This is a genomic window from Candidatus Endolissoclinum faulkneri L5 (assembly GCF_000510265.1).
GTDB lineage: Bacteria > Pseudomonadota > Alphaproteobacteria > Thalassobaculales > Thalassobaculaceae > Thalassobaculum > Thalassobaculum faulkneri_A.
On record NZ_CP006745.1, the window covers coordinates 136,324 to 157,275 of the forward strand.

Genomic DNA, 20,952 nt, shown 5'->3' on the forward strand with positions numbered 1-20,952 from the left:
AGATGTGCGGAATTTTTGGAGTATTGTCAGCTGATCCAGCTGTACCTTTGATGATGGATGCTTTAGGTCGTTTGGAATATAGGGGATATGATTCTGTAGGTTTAGCGACGGTATTTGAAGGCAAGTTATCCCGTCGTCGAGCAGCGGGTAAGCTCAGTGCCTTACAGAAGTTACTAGAGCGCGAACCTTTGCAAGGCCTATCTGGTATTGGGCATACTCGTTGGGCAACGCATGGCCCGCCAACTATAGAAAATTCTCATCCTCATGTCGCTGGGAGAGTTGCTGTTGTTCATAATGGTATTATAGAAAACCATGCTATTCTTAGAGCTGAATTGTCAGCAGCCGGCGTTACTTTTGAGAGTGCTACTGACACCGAAGTGGTAGCGCATTTACTGAACCGTGAGCTACTCGTTGGAGCTACACCGCATGAAGCTATGGCTCTGGTAATGCCTAGATTAATCGGGGCATTTGCTTTTGTTGTACTGATTGCCGGTGAGGAAGATTTACTATTGGCTGCTAGAAAAGCTTCGCCATTGGCTATCGGTATCGGTGATGGTGTCGCTTATGTAGGTTCTGATGCGGTAGCATTAGCACCGCTTACTCGACGAATTATTTATCTCGACGATGGCGACTGGGCTGAGCTGCTCCGTTCTAGGATATCAGTTTTTGATTGCCATGGTGTAGCGGTATCTAGGCCAGAATATCTCTCCACTGTTTCTAGCGGAATGATGGGTAAGGGCAATTTTCGGCATTTTATGGAAAAAGAGATTTATGATCAGCCAGAGGCAATCGCCCATACTTTGCATGCAGTAATTGATCCTGGTACTTGGATTGCGGCGTTACCTGCTCCGCTGGATAATGTGAATGCAGTATCAAAAATAACTATTTTAGCCGCCGGTACTAGCTTTTATGCTGCTTTAACAGCACGTTATTGGTTTGAAAGCATTGGCGGTGTAGCTTGTGAGGTTGATTTATCTTCTGAATTTAGGGAACGCAAAGCAGTTTTACCTGATGAGGGTGTTGTTATCGCTGTCTCTCAGTCAGGTGAAAGTCTCGATACTCTGCTGGCTTTGCGACACGGTAAAAGTTTTTACCAAAAAACACTTGCTTTAGTTAACGTGCCGGAAAGCAGTATTGCGCGGGAATCTGATGCTATATTATTGACGAGGGCTGGACCAGAGTTTGGAGTTGCTTCGACTAAAGCTTTTACCGCTCAGCTTACTGCACTTCTTGGTCTTGCAATTGCGTTTGGCTGGGCAAGAGGTAATATCAAGGATTGCGATGCATTGCGTTTAATAACAGCTTTGGAGGGTGTGCCAAGCAGGATAGCTAGGGCACTAAAGGATGTTAGTAAATATCAAAAGATTGTTCATGACTTGTTGCGGGTGCGAGATGTGTTTTATCTGGGACGCGGTCTATCCTATCCTATTGCCCTTGAAGGCGCGTTAAAGCTTAAGGAAATCACTTATATTCACGCTGAAGGTTATGCAGCTGGGGAGATGAAACATGGACCAATTGCTTTAATTGACGAACATGCATTGGTAATCTTGGTAGCTCCAAGCGATGGGTTGTTTGGGAAGATTGCTTCTAATATGTCTGAGGTACGTGCGCGTGGCGGAAGAGTGATTTTACTAACTGACGCAAAAGGTGCAGAAGAGTTGGGTACAGCTGCTGATCATTTAGTCGTACTACCTGATATACAGCCAGAAGTTTCGCCGATTTTATACGCGATACCAGTGCAGCTGTTAGCATATTTAACTGCGGTTGAAAAAGGCACTGACGTAGATCAGCCGCGCAACTTAGCTAAAAGCGTTACAGTTGAATGAGGATATATGTGCTTGAACAACAAAACGCTTTTATTCTTTATTGAAAATTCATCACTAAATAATTTAATTTTCTATTAATGATAGATTTTTTATGGATAAACAGGTTTATTTTGTTTTGAGATCTAAATTTTCGGGTTTGTTGATGGTAATTTGTCAAGAGGTTGTTTGATAAAATTATTACGCTTTTATGCAATAATACTAAGTGATCCGACAAGAATAGTAAATGTTTTTATTATTATTTGCTCAAATACCTTTTAGCTATTAAAATTTCTTCGATGATCGATATAAAACAATATCGTTGGTTTCAATTTAATAGTAGTTGAAGAATAGTACAGTAGATAGTACAATGTATAGTATTATCTTAGATAATGGTGCTATAGTATAATTAATTAATTATACTAATTTGTGTTTAATTATTGTCTTGATTTTTGTATTTGTATATTATTCATTTTTTTTAATCAGGTAATGGAATATATGCTTGCATAACAGTAGATTACAATTTTTATTCCACAATAAATAAATTATTTTAAATTTTACTTAGATTTTAGGAATTTTGGTGATTGATCAATGTATTTTACAAATGATACATTACAGCTCATTCAGTCTGAATGCATGATTTGTGAGTTATTTTTGTATTTATTTGTGGTAGTTTGCTGCCCTTTAGGTTTTGAATTTTTTAAGCGTTAATTTTACTGGCTAGTAAGGAATATTATTTTCGTTATTGCCGCCTGTAAACAATTTGTTTAGTTAGTTAATTTTACAATTAGCATTGCGCTATTTGTAAAATCAGATCGGAAATATGAACTTTATTTGAGTGCAAAATATCACTAAATTAGCTGAATTAATTATATGATTGCTTAACACATAGAATATAGAACAACTGGAAGACCAACCCCAAAGTGTTAGAAATAAATTACAATAAAAATTGTTAATAGTTAATGAGCATTTTTATAATAAACAACGAAGTTATTTTCTTCAGCAAATTTTTGGTAAGTAGTTAAATTATTTAGTTGAATAATCAATAAATAACAAAGCATTACAGTATAATTTTTATGTTTTGCCATAAGATTGCTTTAAATAATTTAAAAGACATAAGTAATTTATTACAATAAGTTTCTCTAAATTGTTAGAGTTTTTTCAATTACAGTATTATTTTAATCTGAATATATTATACCCAATATACATAATATTTAGTATATTACTATCAGTAACTTTCATAATATTCTTAGGTGAATACAATATTTTCTTAATGCATAGGCCAACATGGCAAACAGTCGCGTTAGGTACTATAGTGAACTTCTTGTATATAAGTTTTAATTTAAGAAAGTATTGATGAGTAAATTATAATTATTATTATCCGGCAAAAGGATCTTTGATAACAATTGTATCTTCGCGTGCTGGGGATGTAGAGAGAATTGTTATAGGAGAATCTATCAATTCTTCAACCCTTTTAATATATTTAATCGCTGCGGTTGGAAGTTGATTTAATGAACGAGCACCTTTGGTGCTTTTGTTCCAGCCGTTTATAATTTCGTAGATTGGCTCTACCTTATTTTGTCTTGATATCTCCATAGGGAAATATTTAATGACATTTCCGTTTAGTTTGTATCCTACGCATATTTTTAAATCATTAATGCCATCAAGCACGTCAAGCTTGGTTAAAGCAATGCTAGTTATACCTCCTATAATTATTGCCTGCCGCACCATAACAGCGTCAAACCAACCAAGCCGACGCGAGCGGCCAGTAACCACTCCAAATTCTTGCCCGCGTTCGCTCAGTAATTTACCTATTTCATCCGTCAATTCAGTAGGTAATGGACCTTCCCCAACTCGAGTAGTATATGCTTTAGCAATTCCTAGCACATTTTTGATCGAAGTAGGGCCAACACCCGAGCCTGTAGCAGCTTGACCTGCTACAGTATTAGATGAAGTAACGAACGGATAAGTACCATGATCAACATCAAGCATCACCGCTTGAGCACCTTCAAATAAGATACGTTTACCAGCGCGTTGAGCATGGTTTAGTTGTTCGAATACTCTGTAGGTATAAGGTAATATTTTTGGAGCAATGGCTATAAGATCGGAGACCAGCTTATCCTTATCGAGTTCTGGCTCGCTTAAGTAACGCAAATAAGGGTTGTAGTGCTCTGCAAGATATGCAATTTTGTTCTTTAAAGTTTCTAGTTCAGCTAAGTCACCCACACGTACTGCTCGGCGACCTACCTTGTCTTCATAAGCTGGGCCGATCCCGCGTCCTGTGGTTCCAATCTTGTTAGCTCCATCAGCACTTTTCTCGCGTGCTTGATCAAGTACTTGGTGCACCGGCAAAATTAAGGATGCGACCTCAGATATTTGCAAGTTTTGTGGTGTTAAAGTGATACCTTGCTGTTCGATTTTCTTTTTTTCGGAGATGAAGGCCCAAGGATCGAAAACGACCCCATTACCTATAACAGATATCTTATCCTTACGAATTACCCCAGACGGCAAAAGACTAAGCTTAAAAATTTGATTGTTGATTACTATGGTATGGCCAGCATTATGTCCACCTTGAAACCGCACGACAACGTCAGCTCTCTCCGAGAGTCTATCAACTATTTTTCCTTTACCTTCGTCACCCCATTGGACTCCGATTACCGCAATGTTGCTCATACCGCTATTCCTTAGTACTCGATATTGCAAGCGAATTAGGCTCAATATTAGCTCAGAGCTACCGTTTGTCCGTTGAGCAAAATAGACCTGCACCCCATACGTTTAGCTTCAGCGTAGTTATCAACGACTGGCGTTAGTCCAGCTACCGTAATTTGACCCCTCATACGTAAAGCCTTTGATTGCTCGTGGGGAGTACCATAAGGGATGTATACGGCTGGCTTTTGCTTATCCTCGGGTAAGATTTGGAGTACGCGCTCCAAATATATAGTAAAACCTGTTGCTGTGCTTTTGGGATCTTCATCAGATTGATAGCGTCCACCGCGCCCAATCTCATTTTTACCACCACGGGTAAAGAGACTGAAAGCAATGCCAGTGTGGTATTCAAAACCTCTGCTTTCTGCCGGATCGACAGTGACGGACAAGTTTGGCTCAAAATTTGTGATTAATTTAATTACCTCAGCTGGCCTAACTAAAAAATCCCGAGCTTTATCAGGTAAGTCAAGCTCTTCCAAATCCTGCATTGCCTCTGCATATGGACCAAAAATTTTAAGCAAACCCACTAATATAGATGATTTGCTATTAGCAAGCTTTTTCAATGTAGCCACATCTTTTTGATTTATTGCTTGTCTAATAACTGAGAAAATTTCTGCAGGCAGTTGCATATCAGCTAGTAACAACGGTACCAAAGCTGGAATCATTATGTCAACTGAAATCCATTTTACACCAACTGTACGCAATAATTCAATTGCTAATAAAATTACTTCGGCGTCTGCGTCGGCGGTTGAATTCCCAATCATCTCTGCACCAACTTGCACTAATTCACGCTCTGGATTAAGTTGATTTGTTGTGGTGTGCAAAACCCCACCTGCATAACAAAGTCTGACTGGGCGTGGAGCATCTATCATTGTTGTAGATGCGATGCGGGCTGCTTGCGTGGTCATATCAGCGCGCAACCCTATCACACGCTGTGATATAGGATCAATTAGTCGAAATACTTTTTCAGAGGTCGCTGCACCAGGACCTTTAAGTAGAGTGTTTTCAAATTCAATTAGCGTTGGCTTTACTCTTATGTAGCCGTGACTAATTGCGATTGACATCATAACATTAATCATTTTAGCTTCTGCATCGGCACGCGATGCTAAAATGTCACGAAACCCTATTGGTAGTGTAGTTATTTTTTCAGGATTTATTATAGGACCGTGATTCATAGCTACCACTTAACCTTCAATAAGTAATACATAGCTTATATGTAAACAATGTCCATTATTACATATAATAATCCTATTAAAATTGATAAAGTCTTTCTATCATTATTATACATTATATAATATACTTCTTTCTATCATTATTATAATATAATTTAATATATAGCTTATAATATACATATTAACTGATTGATTTATCAATATTTTTTAAATTTCTTTTATACTACGCTTAGATTACAGTGTCTTAATACTACGCTTAGACTACAATGTAGTGTATTTTTCTTTCATCTAATTATCTTCCTAGCAAGATACTCGTCAACTTAAATTGAAAGTACATGCCGATTGTAGCAATAGTTGACGCTCCGCAAGTGGACAGTCATTTTAACTTAATGGGTACCAGTATTTATAAAGTTCATATGTATGCAATAGCCTATTGAGGTTGTTCTGAGAATAGCTGATTTTAACTTATGTTAAGTTATTGGTATACACGATTCTATGAGCACTAACATATAGCTTATTAGCAAGTTTTATTAGATTGTGATTGGAATAGAATCGACTCAAAGTAATTTTATGATTGCGCGTTTAGTTTTTTTTATTCAGATATATTAAGGTAGGGATAATTGCCAGCCGATTTATTTTAGGCGATAATTTAATTTAGATTATCATTAAAAATATTACTTATCATTAGGTTGTTTTAGTGGCTACATTTTATTTTACTGTATTAGCTTGCGAAAGCAGGATTTTCTTGCATTCACCGACTAATCCAATTAAAAATTGGTATTTTATAACTGGAAACTTAAGTATTTTTTAATGCGGAGATTAGATCAATAATTATTAGTTAATATGCTGAGATTATTACTTTATTGCAAGAATACGAGAGTATTCTCCGTGGGTATTCAACGCTATGTATTTATACCAGATGCAACAGCGCAGTCGCAATTTTTTTTTGCTAGCTCAACCTTACAAATTGAAGGCAGTATTTATTAGAGAATAAAAATTATGCAAGAATTTTAATACTGTGAAATATTTTGTAGGCACTATACGACTTAATATTTGTATAATTAATTTGATAAATTCTTTACTGTTTTTATCCGGTGATCTATATCTTTGTATTTAACCAACTATAAGAAACAATTTGCTCTAGAAAGCCGAGTTGCGCTTATTTCTATAAGTATTTTATAATAATCTGTGATTATATTTTATAATTATTTTAAATATAAATTTACGGATTAGCAGGATAGCAGGATAAATGATTCTTAATAACGATAACAATATAATTTTAACGATACTATAACAATAGAATTTATTATTTTTTTTATTCAATTGATTTTGCTTTAAATGATATTAACAGCTAGTTTTCTATTTTTACAGTGTGTATTTAAAATTTTTTTGTGAGTAAAGGAGCTATGTATCACATGAATCAAGAGAAAAATATGCTTGATTCTGACTTGGGGAGCACTGTAGACCGGGTAAACAATCATTTTCAAGGCATCATTTTAACTCTTCAATCCTACTGGGCTAGTAAGGGGTGTATAGTCCTGCAGCCTTATGATATGGAAGTTGGGGCAGGCACATTGACCCCATTCACAACCCTGAGATCGCTTGCTCCGGATGAAGTATGGCGCGCTGTCTATGTTCAGCCTTCTCGTCGCCCTACAGATGGTCGATATGGAGAAAGCCCAAATCGCCTACAGCATTACTACCAATTCCAGGTTCTTCTAAAGCCTTCGCCAGTTGATAGCCAAGATCTTTATCTTGGCTCATTGTCTACCATTGGACTTAATCCAATGGCTCACGATATTCGTTTTGTTGAAGACGATTGGGAAAATCCAACAATTGGCGCTTGGGGACTTGGCTGGGAGGTTTGGTGTGACGGTATGGAGATCTCTCAATACACCTATTTTCAACAAATTGGTGGTATTGATTGTATGCCAATTAGTTTGGAAATATCCTATGGATTGGAACGTATAGCGATGTATCTTCAGGGGAAAGATAGCATATTCAATCTTGACTGGAATGGTATCCCACCTGAGGAGGGTGGTAAAACTTATGGCGATATCTACAAGCAAGCGGAGTTAGAGTTTTCAGCATATAATTTTAAATATGCCGATATTGATCATCTACTTCGACGATTTGTAGATTGTGAGCTTGATTGTCTCAATCTACTGAAAGTAGATCTGGCACTACCAGCTTATGATCAGTGTTTGAAGGCTGTACATGCATTTAATTTAATAGATGCACGTGGGGTAATCAGCGTCAATGAACGTCAAAGCTATATTAGTCGTATACGTAAATTAGCCAGGGCTTGCTGTGAAAATTGGATGAATAATAGCACATAGTTATAGAAAAATAAAGTTTAATTAAGCAATAAGGAGACAGTATTGGGTGAGTTGCTGTTAGAGTTCTTATCCGAGGAGATGCCTGCACGCATGCAAATGCGCGCGTCTCATGATCTGAAGTTGCTTTTAACAAGTAAGCTTAATGCTATTGGCCTAATTTTTTCTAGTGCTAACGTTTATGTAACGCCACGTCGATTAACTCTGGTAATTGATGGTTTGCCAAGGAGGCAGCCGAGTATCATAGAGGAACGCCGTGGACCACGTGTGGGTGCATCGGAAAAGGCAATTAATGGTTTTTTAACTTTTAGCGGATTGACTTTAGATCAATGTGAGCGGCGTTACACTAGTAATGGTGAGTTTTGGTTTGTAACAATCGAGAAAGGCGGTAAGACAACAGCCGATCTTTTACCTGATATAATTCTTTCTTCTATTTGTGAAATGCCTTGGAGTAAATCCATGCGCTGGGGGGAGAATAACTTTCGCTGGGTACGGCCACTGCACCATATTCTAGCTGTGTTTGATGGAAGAGTATTAAAAGGTACTCTAGATTTAGGGAAGACGAAACTTAATTTTACCGATTGCACTAGAGGTCATCGTTTCTTGGCACCTCACGTTCGAGTGGTTAACTCATTTCAAGAATATCGTACAGAACTACGTAATAGTTTTGTTATTCTCGAACGAGAATGCCGCAAAGATATTATTCTGAAAGATGCACGTTATTTGTGTGATTCCAATGGTTTCATTTTACGCGAAGATTCAGAACTTTTAGAGGAGGTCTGCGGTCTCGTTGAATGGCCTCTGGTTCTGATTGGTCGAATTGATGCTGAATTCATGTCTATGCCACCGGAAGTGCTAATTGCTGCAATGCGAAGACACCAAAAGTGTTTTGCAGTCAATAAAAAAAACGGCACTTTAGCAGATAGGTTCATTATTGTATCTAACATGTCTAGTGAAATAACTCGTAATGCCACTATTGTAGCTGGTAACGAGAGAGTTTTACGGGCAAGACTAAGTGATGCCCAATTCTTTTGGGAGAAAGACCGAGCAATTAATTTATCTGACAGGCGTAAAGCGCTACGTGAAGTGCAGTTTTACAACAAGCTTGGTACTTTGGCTGATAAAGTAGAGCGTTTTGCTATTCTAGCTGCCACAATTGCACCAATGGTTGGTGCTAATCCTGATAACGCTTATCATGCTGCTGTCTTGGCCAAGGCTGATTTAACGACTAACATGATTACCGAGTTTCCGGAATTGCAGGGGATAATGGGGCGTTATTACGCATTGGATGGAGGGGAAGATTTACATATAGCTGATGCTATTGCCGAGCACTATTGTCCTATTGGTCCTAGAGACGTATGTCCGACTGCTCCTATTTCCATCGCCCTATCTATAGCAGACAAGGTTGATACTTTGGTAGGATTTTTTATTATTGGCGAAATACCCACTGGTTCTAAAGATCCATTCGCTTTACGCCGAACTGCTCTTGGTGTAATTCGGATTATTATTGGAAATAACCTACGGATTAAACTTCTTCCACTCTTTGCACAAGTGCGTGATTTAATTGCTATCGCTGGTAGTGCAGCGGAAACCGATAACAAGTTGCTTCAATTTTTAATTGATCGATTGAAAAGTCATCTACGTAAAAAGATAATACGTCAAGATCTGATTACAGGTGTGTTCGATTCTGGTGAAGAGGATGATTTAGTACGCTTATTAAGCAGAGTAGATGTGTTAGGAGATTTTCTTGCCACTGACGATGGCGCTAAGTTGCTAATTTGTTATCGCCGAGTCTTAAACATTTTGCGTGCTGAAGAAAAAAATTGCATTCCTTGCTGTACTGATTATCATTTTGTCTTATCAAAACTGATCAATTCGTCGCGTTTAGTAAAAACGGAGGAAATTAACCTTTATGAGGCTTTACGAGACGTATCGAGTAAAATTAAAATTTATTTGTCTAGCGATGATTTCGTTAGTGCTACCGTTTCAGTATCTGCTTTGATAGATCCAATAAACGCTTTTTTTGATGCAGTTATGGTTAAGACAGATGATATGCTATTGAGAACCAATCGCCTCTGCTTACTCAATGCTACCAAAAAATTACTGGATAGTGTTGCTAATTTTTCGCTAATAAAAAATTGTTAGCTTTTTAGCAAGAGACTTAATCACAAATAATAGGTGCTATATTTTATTATTTTTATAATGCTGTTTTATTGTAGATTATTTGATTAATAATTATAGATTATATTGATATGAGTCATCCGATAGTTTTTTTGTTTGTATTGTATTAATATTATCTATTAACAACGAAGATCATGATATTGATATCGTACAGATTTTTTTGTAAAGCGTTGCAGGGTAGATAGCTTTATATTAGGGTATGATGCCTTGCCATTTATTAAAAAATTTTGTTTGCTTGATTAATTTTTTGAAAAAACTATTGCAGCTAATCTTAATACAGTTTACATGTATTGGCCAGCGTAGTTTATCCGGAATCCAAATTGTTAGTATTGCTTAATTGTGAATTAGTTGTACTTAGTTAGTTGTTTTTTTTGAAGCGGAAGTCTTGATGATATTATCAAATATTAGACTAAAACTAGGTCATCAATTGTAATTTATCTTTCTTGGCTTTATTAATTAAGTAATGAACTTTTTCAAACTTAAATCTTCAAAGGGATTATGGATAAGATGATTAATTACATAAAATTTTAATTTTGAATTAAAGTTAATTAAGTTTTGGTGTAGGTTAGCTAAAACATTTACAGATATTAGACGATAATTGTTAGTTGCTTTAGCTTCGCCACCGAATAACACTAGTAAAACTTATTTGAGTTTATTTTAAAAAACATTACTGTGGATGTATTAATTTATGAGAAAATATTGGTTGATTATTGATTCAGGTGCAATCAGTCAGTATTTAAAAATAATTTATTCTTTTCTTAAGCATCATAAGGAAAATAATTAACTCAAATTAAAAACTTTTAGTTCAATATGATCGTAAAAATTCAAAAATATACCATTATTTTAAGTATCAGTTTAATTAAAGGCTGGGTTTACTTTTAAATTACTGGTTATACTGATGTATTTAAAGTAAATTTGTATTTATCCTTCATGGATCTACCTTAATATTAAGCTGATTTCCTGCATATGACAGATTGTCATCTGTTGTATTAGATACGCGACTCTATAATAGTTATATTATAATTGTTTAGCAAACCAGATTTTTGCTAACTATATAATATGTTACCCATTATTATAGGCTTGTAGTAGTAATAACGCGATAAGCAATACTATCTACTTCATAGGTTAATGTATTGATTTCATGTTATAGCTCGATAAAGATTTGTTATAATTATTGAGTAATTTTATAATTTTCTGATAATATTATCATCGATGATATGCTAAACATCATTCAAGGAAAAAACATGGTAAAGTTGGTATATGTTTTTGGTGGAGGTAAAGCAGACGGGCGGTCTTATATGCGCAACTTACTTGGTAGTAAGGGGGCTAATTTGGCAGAAATGAGTATTATTGGGCTACCTGTACCGCCGGGATTCACAATTTCCACCGAAGTTTGTACCTACTACTATGAGCATGATAAAATTTATCCTGATGAGCTTTCAAGTGCTATTGAGGTAGCGATTAGAAAGATTGAAGATGAAGTTGGTACGGTTTTTGGTGATGCTGATAACCCACTTCTTTTATCTGTACGCTCTGGCGCAAGAGTTTCTATGCCGGGTATGATGGATACTGTCCTGAATCTTGGACTAAATGATAAGACCGTTAATGGACTAATCAAGCGCACTAGTAGCGAACGTTTCGCTTATGATAGCTATCGTATTTTTATTCAAATGTACGCCGACGTAGTTATGGGTCTCGATCGCGGTTATTTCGAAGAAATGCTTGATTTGGTTAAGGAGGAGAATGGTATTTCTATTGACGCTGAGCTTAGTGCGGAAGATATGAAAACACTTGTCTACCGTTTTAAGGCAAAAGTCAAGGAAGAGCTCAATAAGCCTTTTCCTGAAGATCCTTATGAACAACTTTGGGGCGCTATTTCAGCGGTGTTTGGCTCATGGAAAAATCATCGAGCTAACATTTATCGCAAATTGCATAGTATTCCAGATAACTGGGGTACAGCTGTTAATGTGCAGTCTATGGTGTTTGGCAATATGGGTGAGGATTGTGCTACTGGGGTAGCGTTTACTCGAGATCCATCAACTGGAGAAAACGTATTCTACGGTGAATTTTTAGTGAACGCTCAGGGAGAGGATGTGGTCGCAGGCATTCGCACTCCGCAGAGCTTGACTCTTGCAGGCAAAAGTAAACATGGCTCTGATCTACCAGCTATGGAAGAGCTTATGCCAGAAGTATTTCAACAGCTTAGTGATGTACGTCTTACGCTCGAGTCTCATTATTGCGATATGCAAGATATTGAGTTTACTGTGCAACAGAATAAGCTATATGTGTTGCAGACACGTAAGGGAAAACGCACGGTTCAGTCAGCTTTACGGATTGCTGTTGATATGTGTGATGAGGGCTTGATCACAGAACGTGAAGCGGTTTTGCGTATCAAACCACAAGAGATTATTCAGCTTCTGCATCCAACACTTGATCCTTTGGCTTACCGAAATATTATTGCTAAGGGCTTACCAGCTTCTCCCGGAGCTGTTTCTGGTAAGGTTGTATTCTCTGCCAATCATGCTGAGATTGCGGCCCGTAAGGGCGAGCGAGTAATTATGGTGCGTATTGATACAAGTCCTGATGACATTCACGGTATGCAATTTGCTGATGGTATCCTTACGACTCGTGGCGGAATGACTAGCCATGCAGCGGTAGTTGCTCGTGGCATGGGACGTCCCTGCGTATCGGGTGCTAATAATATTCGTGTAGATTACTTTAATAACAAGTTCTTTGTTGATGATTACGAAGTAAAGGCGGGTGATTGTATTACTATTGATGGTGGTTTAGGCGAAGTCATGCTGGGTGAAGTTCCCACCATTCAACCAAAATTTTCAAATAGTTTTGTTAGGATTATGGAATGGGCTGATTCTGCGCGCCGTATGAGAATACGAACTAATGCAGAAACTCTTTCTGATGCCCAAATCGCTCGTGATTTTTCTGCTGAAGGTATAGGTTTGTGTCGTACGGAGCATATGTTCTTTGAAGCTGAACGCATAGTAGCTATGCGTAAGATGATTATTTCTACAAATGAAACTGGCCGACGGGAAGCTTTATCTACACTATTACCGATGCAGCGTGCTGATTTTATTCAGCTATTTTATGCCATGGAAGGATTACCAGTTACTATCCGTTTACTTGATCCGCCTCTTCACGAGTTTTTGCCACATACAGAAGAAGAGATATCCGAAGTTGCTAAGGTTGTTGGAATGTCGGTAGAAATGGTGCAGCGTCGAGCGTCGGAACTAACAGAAAGTAATCCGATGTTAGGCCATCGCGGTTGTCGTTTAGCAATTAGCTATCCGGAAATTCCTGAGATGCAAGCTCGCTCAATCTTTGAGGCAGCGACTGAAGTTGCTAAATGCGGCAAACCACCGTTTCCTGAAATTATGATTCCGTTAGCCGCCACTGAGGTTGAGGTTCGTTTGATAAAGACAATTATCAACCGAGTAGCTGATGAAATAGCACAAGAAAGTAGCATTAAGGTGAACTATTTAGTTGGGAGCATGATCGAGTTACCGCGTGCTGCCCTACAGGCTGATAAGATTGCAGCGGAAGCTGAGTTTTTTAGTTTTGGTACTAATGACTTAACTCAGACTACCTATGGATTATCCCGTGACGATACTAGTAGCTTTATCCATTCTTACGAAGAAAAAGGAATTATCAAGGCTGATCCATTTATTAGTCTAGATCAACAGGGGGTAGGTGAATTGATAAAAATAGCTAGTAAGCGCGCTCGCTCTGTGCGACCTAATATTAAACTTGGTATTTGTGGCGAGCATGGTGGTGATCCTTCATCTATTAGTTTTTGTGAAGAAGTTGGTCTTGATTATGTAAGTTGTTCTCCATTTCGTGTGCCCATTGCGCGGCTGGCAGCAGCTCAAGCAACTATTACACGTGAGGATATGATGAATAAAATAAAAGATTAGCTGATTACATTTGTAAAAATTAGGTTTATTAGCGTGTTATCTTGTATTACAGATTAATTTCTCTATAAAGGAGACGGTGATGCACTGGTCAAGTTTTAATTTTTTAGGGAAAAGTTTTTTATAATTTTTAATTGCATTGCGGTTATTACTTGGCTTTAAAAATTATTCTGATGTACTTGCAGATTCCTTTCTCTATGTCCACATTTTTTATGTGGATGCCTCGAGTGTATTTTCTTTTTATCTATTGAAAGAGATAGCTTTTATGAGGTGTTTTAAGCCGTTAGTAAGACAAGCAATAGTAATATTTGCTGGTGAATTTTCTCATCCTATCTGATAAATGTCTAGTTAGACTTTGACATTTTTTATATAGATTATCTGGAAATAATTTTTACTTGGATGGCTTATATCGAATATCAGGCTTGATTTTGAGTAAATCACAACTGGATTAGTTTTACAGGTATGCTATTATTGAAAGAACATATGGATTATGTTTTTATTATGTAATGATAATAGCTAATCTTATTTTCTTTAAGCGATTATACTTTTGAAGTTATTTGCTAGTATATATTTATATAAGTAGTGTATATTTATATAAGTTCTTTTTTTTAGTTTATAACTAAATTATATATATAAAACATAAATTAGTTATCTTCTTTTAAAGATAAGAATGGATTTTTTTAAAGTAAAAGCTATATTATTTTGTATAATAGAAGAGGCGTATAGTTAATAAAGGTACTATTATTTTAATAAATTATCTAATAATTTTGCAAAGATTAAGTTGATTAAAGAAAGTAAGTAATTTATTCTTACAGTAAATTTAGTTTTTTTAATAAAAAAATTTGTTTAATAGTAGTTTGCAAAAGATTAATTAGCTATAATCTATTTGTGTTTTTTATTTTACCTATCTAATTTAATAAAATAACTAAGAAGATAATTTTCTTTTATAGTTTTCCTTGCTTACTTGATACATAACAGTATTTTATATTTTTAAAATGATTTCAAGGCACCCTTTTAATTGGCTTATTTGATCAGCGTGCTTAAATATAAAGTTGATTATTATTTTATTTGATTATATCAAAAATAGCATATCGGAGATACTATTATTTTAACTTTAATGCAATTAAGGCTTTTGAATTGTTCTGCTTCCTATCGAGGAAAACTAGAGATTTTATAATATTTATGGTATAAATTTTAGTTATTTACTAATAATTAATTTTTTAAAAAATCTCTTAAAGTTAGCAGATATAAATTTTATACAAGTAAATTTCATAGCTTTGAAAATTATAAAGAATAAAAACCTTGCTCGAAATATTTTTGATATTCAGTAATTGAATTATAGCATAAAATAAGATTAGTTTTATTATTTAATGATTAATTCTAATAAAACTTACTATTATAATTTATTTACGTAGCTGATTTGATTTATTATAGAGTTGAGACTGCACTAACGGGTAATTTATCTCAATGTAACAGCGGCATAAAATAAGATAAATGCTATACTATCAATAATAAAGTTTCTACTAACTTTAAGTTACCGAAGTGATAAATGGAATTTAAAAACATTATTTGATCATCTTCTCTGCTGTAATATGAAAGGTATTGATATGCTATAATAAATCGAATGAAGGTATTAAGTCTGCTAATTTTTATTTATGCTTAATACTTTGTATTTATGCTTAATACTTTGATTTATTACTTGGCAATAGGTTGATTATACGATGTTTGCTTGTTTGATATTATATATCAAGATCATACTTAAGTGCTAACTTATATAATAGTTAAGTAATGCATTTTATAGATAATGTACGATAAGTATAAGGAAATAAAAATATTAGCTGATGAATCGACTAGGTTCGAGAAAACTAAAGTAAAATTATTTTAATAAGAATTATTTTTATTTACAAAGTGTAATATTATAAATTAAAGTGTAATATTATAAATTGTTTAATTATCCTAAAATATTGAATTTTTATTCAGGAAATATTTGATTGTGCAATTTTATAATTTTTATAAAATTAATTGTTGTAAATGCAAAAATTATAGCAGTAAGCTTGTACTATCTGGAAAATAACCTGTTTTGCATTTAAGTTAAAGACTTATGATTATTAAGTAAGATTTAAGTGGGTTTTAATTTTGCATATGAATAATATGCCCTGCACAGGGCTTAGCTATTTTTTGTAAGATATTTTAATAGGGTTTCTGCTGTAAATTCTGGAAACGTCAAGGCAGGCAAATATGGGTGCGATTAACCTGCGCCATATCGCGGCGGCTAGAGATTTCCGTAAAAGGTATTACCGTCGCACACAGGTTGGGGCAACACCTGGTACAGTAGTGATGGATTCCAAAGCACAAATTTCTACTGTTTCTCTTGTTAGCTACGATGCTAAACAATTTTTTGAGAAGCGCGATCTGTCTGCAGAAGAGATTAGCGTATTGAAAGGTAGAGGCAAAAATTTATGGATTGAAGTAGTAGGCTTGGCAAATATTCCCATGATAAAGCAAATTTGTGCTCAGTTTGGGATACATAGCTTGGTTGTAGAAGATGTGATTAACAATCATCAACGGCCCAAAATGGAGGCCTATGATGATCAACTTTTTATCGTAACTCGTATTCCATCCTTGGCTAGTGGTATAAAATTAAGTCAGTTATCTATGTTATTAGGTAATAGTTTCATCATCTCTTTCAGAGATGATGGAGATGACTGTTTGAATCTCGTGCGGGATCGAATACGTTGGGAAGTTGAAGATTTTCGTCAGCATGGATTAGGGTATTTAGCATATACTTTAATTGATACAGTTATTGATAGCTATTTCCCGGTTGTTGAGGCTATTGGTGACGATTTGGAAAGGTTGGAAGAGGCAGTAATTTTGCATCCTCATGACGAACAGATATATGAAATTTATCGGTTGCGTTGCGATCTACTTGATCTCCGCCGCGTCATATTTCCTCAACGAGATATGGTAAATTTATTAATCAGTGACGATAGTCGATTAATTAGTGCTTGTACAAAGGTTTTCTTGCGTGATTGCTATGATCATTTAGCTCAGCTTGTCGACATTGTTGATGCTGAGATTGAAATTTCTTCAAGCCTACTGGAAGTTTGCCACTTTTTCATAAGTGCTAGAATGAACGATGTGATGAAAACACCGACTCTCATAGCTACGATATTTATGCCTCTGAGCTTCATTGCAAGTCTTTACGGTATGAATTTTGATCGATCTGTTTCAGCTTGGAATATGCCAGAACTAGGCTGGCGATATGGTTATCCTTTTTCGCTTGGTTTGATGGCGGTTTGTGGATTGGGGATGTTGGTTTATTTTTTATGTAAGCATTGGATTAAACCACCTAAAGTCAGGCGTCGGCGTTAGTTATTTTATTAACATTAAAAAAGAACACCAGTAGATTAATTTGTTATTTTTACTTATTAATTGATTTACATATTAAAAATATAAAGCATTAGTAATTAATTAAGACTATGATAATTATCACATACAATAGCATTTCATTTTTGGTAATGTATTTAAATTAGCTTAGTTTTTTTTGCATTCTGTTTCCTTTGCTTGATCAATCAATTTTGCTAAAAGTTTTAGTTGACTTGAATTTAAAACGCTTAGTTGATAATTCTATGTTATGTATTTTAAATATTGGTTAAATAAAGCAATTTTCATAAATGAATGCATTTACTATGCGTTTTGTTATATTTTATTTTTAATCTTTGCTGTATTGAGAATAGTCACAACGCTGAATCCATGTTAATATGCAATAATTGTTCAAATTATTATTGACTGATTGCTATCAAGCCGGTTGATGTTATAATGTTAACTTGATGTAGAATAAAGCTTTGTACTTAGGATTTTAAGTTTATAGATATATATTTGTTAGTTAAACTATCTATTAGATAGTTTAACTAATCTGTAATTGCTATTCTAGTTATTTAGTTCTATCATTAAATTAATAATACGCAGAATACTAGCTTCACTTAAATTATCGTTTGCTGTAATGCTTGCTTATAGCAATTAGTAATTTATAAGTTTTCTTGTATTCCTTATTAATGGATATGATTCTTTATTTATTTGATACTAAGAGTTTGTTTATATAAAAGATTAGTTTTATGTATAGATTTAATGGTTTTGCCTATTTTTAGAAAATTACTAGTGTAGTATTGTAAATACTCAGTTTATTTTAAAGCTTTATTAGGATAACAATTAACAGTAAAAATTTACTAATTATTACAATTATTTTTTATTAAAGTATAATTACTAATTCCTTTTATTTACTAGCGATTCTTTTCCTTATTCATTTACTGCAATACAGGTAGTAGATCTTAATATGGTAAATGTTGTTTGGGTAGAAGTTAATGATTCATTGTTTGAAATAAAAAATATTTTATCGTTGAATCCTATATTACCAAGGACAATTTAGTTATAAGGACTAGATCATCTCATTAAATTAGCTACCTAGTTAATAAAAGGGTATTAGCAATTATTTTATGCGTCTGCTTGTTGCGTATAAGTTTGATAAACCATTTTATCAACTATGAATAAAATTTCTATTGCAAATTACCAAATAACAGCCCTATTCACTTGTAGCTTAGATTCAGTAAGGAATTTGGATTTTAATGATTTAATAAGCTATTTGTTTTTTTTTTTTGATAATTAAGTCTCTGCAAACTATTATGCAGCATTAATTAGCGTATTAACTTTCGTTGGATTAGGACTAAGTTTAGCATAGAGCGATACTAGTCAATAAATTTAGCAGCAATTTTAGTTTTGGAGTTTGCAACAATTGTGATAAATTACTTTAATTTTTTATACTTAAAATGTTTAGCACAGAATTTTTTGATGCGTAAAATAATTATTCTTTATTGTCCCCTAGGACGATAAAACTATTTCATAAATAGCGAGTAGATAATACCTATACATGTTCATAAGACAATATTTTCTGCTTGGTGCTCCCGGCAACAGGTTTTACTTGCAACTATAGATTTATATCTAAAGAGATGTTAACTGTTGTTGATAAAGTCTTTGATTAAATACGTTGTAGAAAAAATGCGTGAAAGCTGATATTGAAGAACTAATATTTGTTACGGGATGAGGAAAAGTCCTATCGAGAATCATTTTGATGTCTCTTGATGAACTTCATAAGATGCTTTTTTTCAGAAAAAAAATAATGCCATTAAGCTTTTTGACTATAATGTATCTATAATCAAAAAGCATTGCTCTTGTTCAGCAGTAGGTTCGATTTGGTTTGTCAGGTACGCGATCTAGTGTGGCCGCAACTTTTTTCGGTTTTGAAATTGTTGTTGTTTTGCTCTTCGTTGACTTAATTTTACTGACGCCCGCCTCTTTAAAGTAGATGATCGATTTTTATGCTGCAAGTCTCGCAGGTAATACAATATCATTACTAGAAGTTGCAAGAACTCGATTTTCTCCCATGCTGTTGTTATTAAGCCTAACAAATGACCGGTAAGCTAATTAAAGTGTGTGAAATTATAATAGAAAAGCCAAAGGCAGAAAATGAACCGTTAAAATAGGTTTCAATTAGCCGCTATATATATTCAACCTCAGATTTTTCATTACTTGCCTATATGAAGAAGGGAACTTGTGGTGAAATTAAATTTACCGAAACTATTGTTTTATAGCTTCGGTTTTGCAACTTTTAAATGGACTGTTGTTTGATGAGAAGAGTTCTGCTGTAGCAATAAAACATGATTTATTGAAGTTAATCTAGCCTTATCGCTGTAAGATATACTAGATGATATTAAGATTTTTCTTAAGCATTTATTTCTATGACTTTTCACAAAAATAGTTAACAGAAGTTATTAGTTATCATAATTGTTTAAGTGTAGTTTGAGAGATACTATATAATCTAGTTGTTTTCTTATAAGAAAATATTTGCTCAATAAAAGGTAATAAAAGATAGATAACAGTAGATTGTTAACATATTAGCAAGCTACTTCAGTGTTTTTTAATTAACTTCCTTCGGTGCGCAATAACTAAGCTACATAATATAAAATAGAACGGTAGTAAAATCTATATAAATTATTTAATACTTTTGACTGCCAATAATTTAATTTTGAATAATAAGCCGCTTTAGATAAAAACTTGATCATAATAAGATAAAAAAGATTTTTTAATACAATACAATTTGCCTAGATCCAAGTGGTTATTTTTATGGTTCATTGACAGTGACTATATCCTCAATAAAAGTGATGTTGTAAAATCTATATTTTATGTTTATCGGGCTATCAATACCAATGATTGTATCATATTGTTGATTACTAGACGTTCAGTAAGTAAAAGTATTAATACAAATTACTTATACTGCTAATGATTTTTCCATATATAACGGAGGTTATACATGTTTTACATGTAGATTCTTTTGTTAAAGCTTTTGTTACTAACGTAGTGCACGCTAATTACGGTAGGCTTTGTAGTTAGCTTATTATTTTTGAGAGTTTTAACCGGTCTCAAAGATTGACTGTAAGCCAAAAATATTTCTCTTGACGCCAAGAGAAAATTTTCATTGCCTCTTATTCTTTATTAGTAAAAGAGTACTGCTTATTATAGCATAATATAATAACTCTAAATTAGAGTTTAAACTTTACTTATTTACAATATAAACTTACTAAGGTAGCAGAATATACTCACCAGTATAATTTTTATTTATAGTAAATAAAAATTATACTGGTGAGCGCGACAGGATTTGAACCTGTGACCGTCTGATTAAAAGTCAGATGCTCTACCGAGCTGAGCTACGCGCCCATTTTAGCATAAAGTAATTTTATGAAATACTTTTAATTGTATCAAGTAAAAGAAAAATAAA

The 20,952-nt window shown here is 34.4% G+C and carries 7 protein-coding genes and 1 tRNA gene; 5 read left to right on the plus strand and 3 right to left on the minus strand.

Annotated elements, in window-relative coordinates:
* Positions 1-2: 2 nt before the first annotated feature.
* Positions 3-1,826, plus strand: a complete 1,824-nt coding sequence (gene glmS / locus P856_RS00430; RefSeq protein ID WP_025300215.1) for a glutamine--fructose-6-phosphate transaminase (isomerizing) — start codon at positions 3-5, stop codon at positions 1,824-1,826.
* Positions 1,827-3,179: 1,353 nt separating this feature from the next.
* On the opposite strand, the gene P856_RS00435 is transcribed toward glmS, so the two are convergent.
* Both P856_RS00435 and P856_RS00440 read right to left on the minus strand, forming a co-directional pair.
* Positions 3,180-4,475: an adenylosuccinate synthase gene (locus P856_RS00435; RefSeq protein WP_025300216.1), complete on the minus strand. Its 1,296-nt coding sequence runs from the start codon at positions 4,473-4,475 to the stop codon at positions 3,180-3,182.
* A gap of 47 nt (positions 4,476-4,522) precedes the next feature.
* Positions 4,523-5,683 carry an ATP phosphoribosyltransferase regulatory subunit gene (locus tag P856_RS00440; RefSeq protein WP_025300217.1) on the minus strand — a complete coding sequence of 387 codons (1,161 nt, stop codon included), beginning with the start codon at positions 5,681-5,683 and terminating at the stop codon, positions 4,523-4,525.
* Between the two features lie 1,430 nt (positions 5,684-7,113).
* Here P856_RS00440 and P856_RS00445 point away from each other — a divergent pair.
* The 4 genes from P856_RS00445 to corA all read left to right on the plus strand — a co-directional run bounded on the left by P856_RS00445 (position 7,114) and on the right by corA (position 17,495).
* Positions 7,114-8,019, plus strand: coding sequence for a glycine--tRNA ligase subunit alpha (locus tag P856_RS00445; protein WP_044214947.1), 906 nt, complete (start codon positions 7,114-7,116; stop codon positions 8,017-8,019).
* A gap of 42 nt (positions 8,020-8,061) precedes the next feature.
* Positions 8,062-10,161 (plus strand): glycine--tRNA ligase subunit beta, encoded by a 2,100-nt coding sequence (gene glyS / locus P856_RS00450; RefSeq protein ID WP_025300219.1) that lies wholly within the window; start codon positions 8,062-8,064, stop codon positions 10,159-10,161.
* 1,280 nt (positions 10,162-11,441) lie between these two features.
* Positions 11,442-14,126, plus strand: coding sequence for a pyruvate, phosphate dikinase (ppdK, locus tag P856_RS00455; RefSeq protein WP_025300220.1), 2,685 nt, complete (start codon positions 11,442-11,444; stop codon positions 14,124-14,126).
* Positions 14,127-16,361: 2,235 nt separating this feature from the next.
* Entirely contained in the window at positions 16,362-17,495 is a 1,134-nt protein-coding gene (gene corA, locus P856_RS00460) for a magnesium/cobalt transporter CorA (RefSeq protein WP_025300221.1), read from the plus strand.
* 3,319 nt (positions 17,496-20,814) lie between these two features.
* On the opposite strand, the gene P856_RS00465 is transcribed toward corA, so the two are convergent.
* Positions 20,815-20,891 (minus strand) — tRNA-Lys (locus P856_RS00465).
* Between the last annotated feature and the right edge of the window lie 61 nt (positions 20,892-20,952).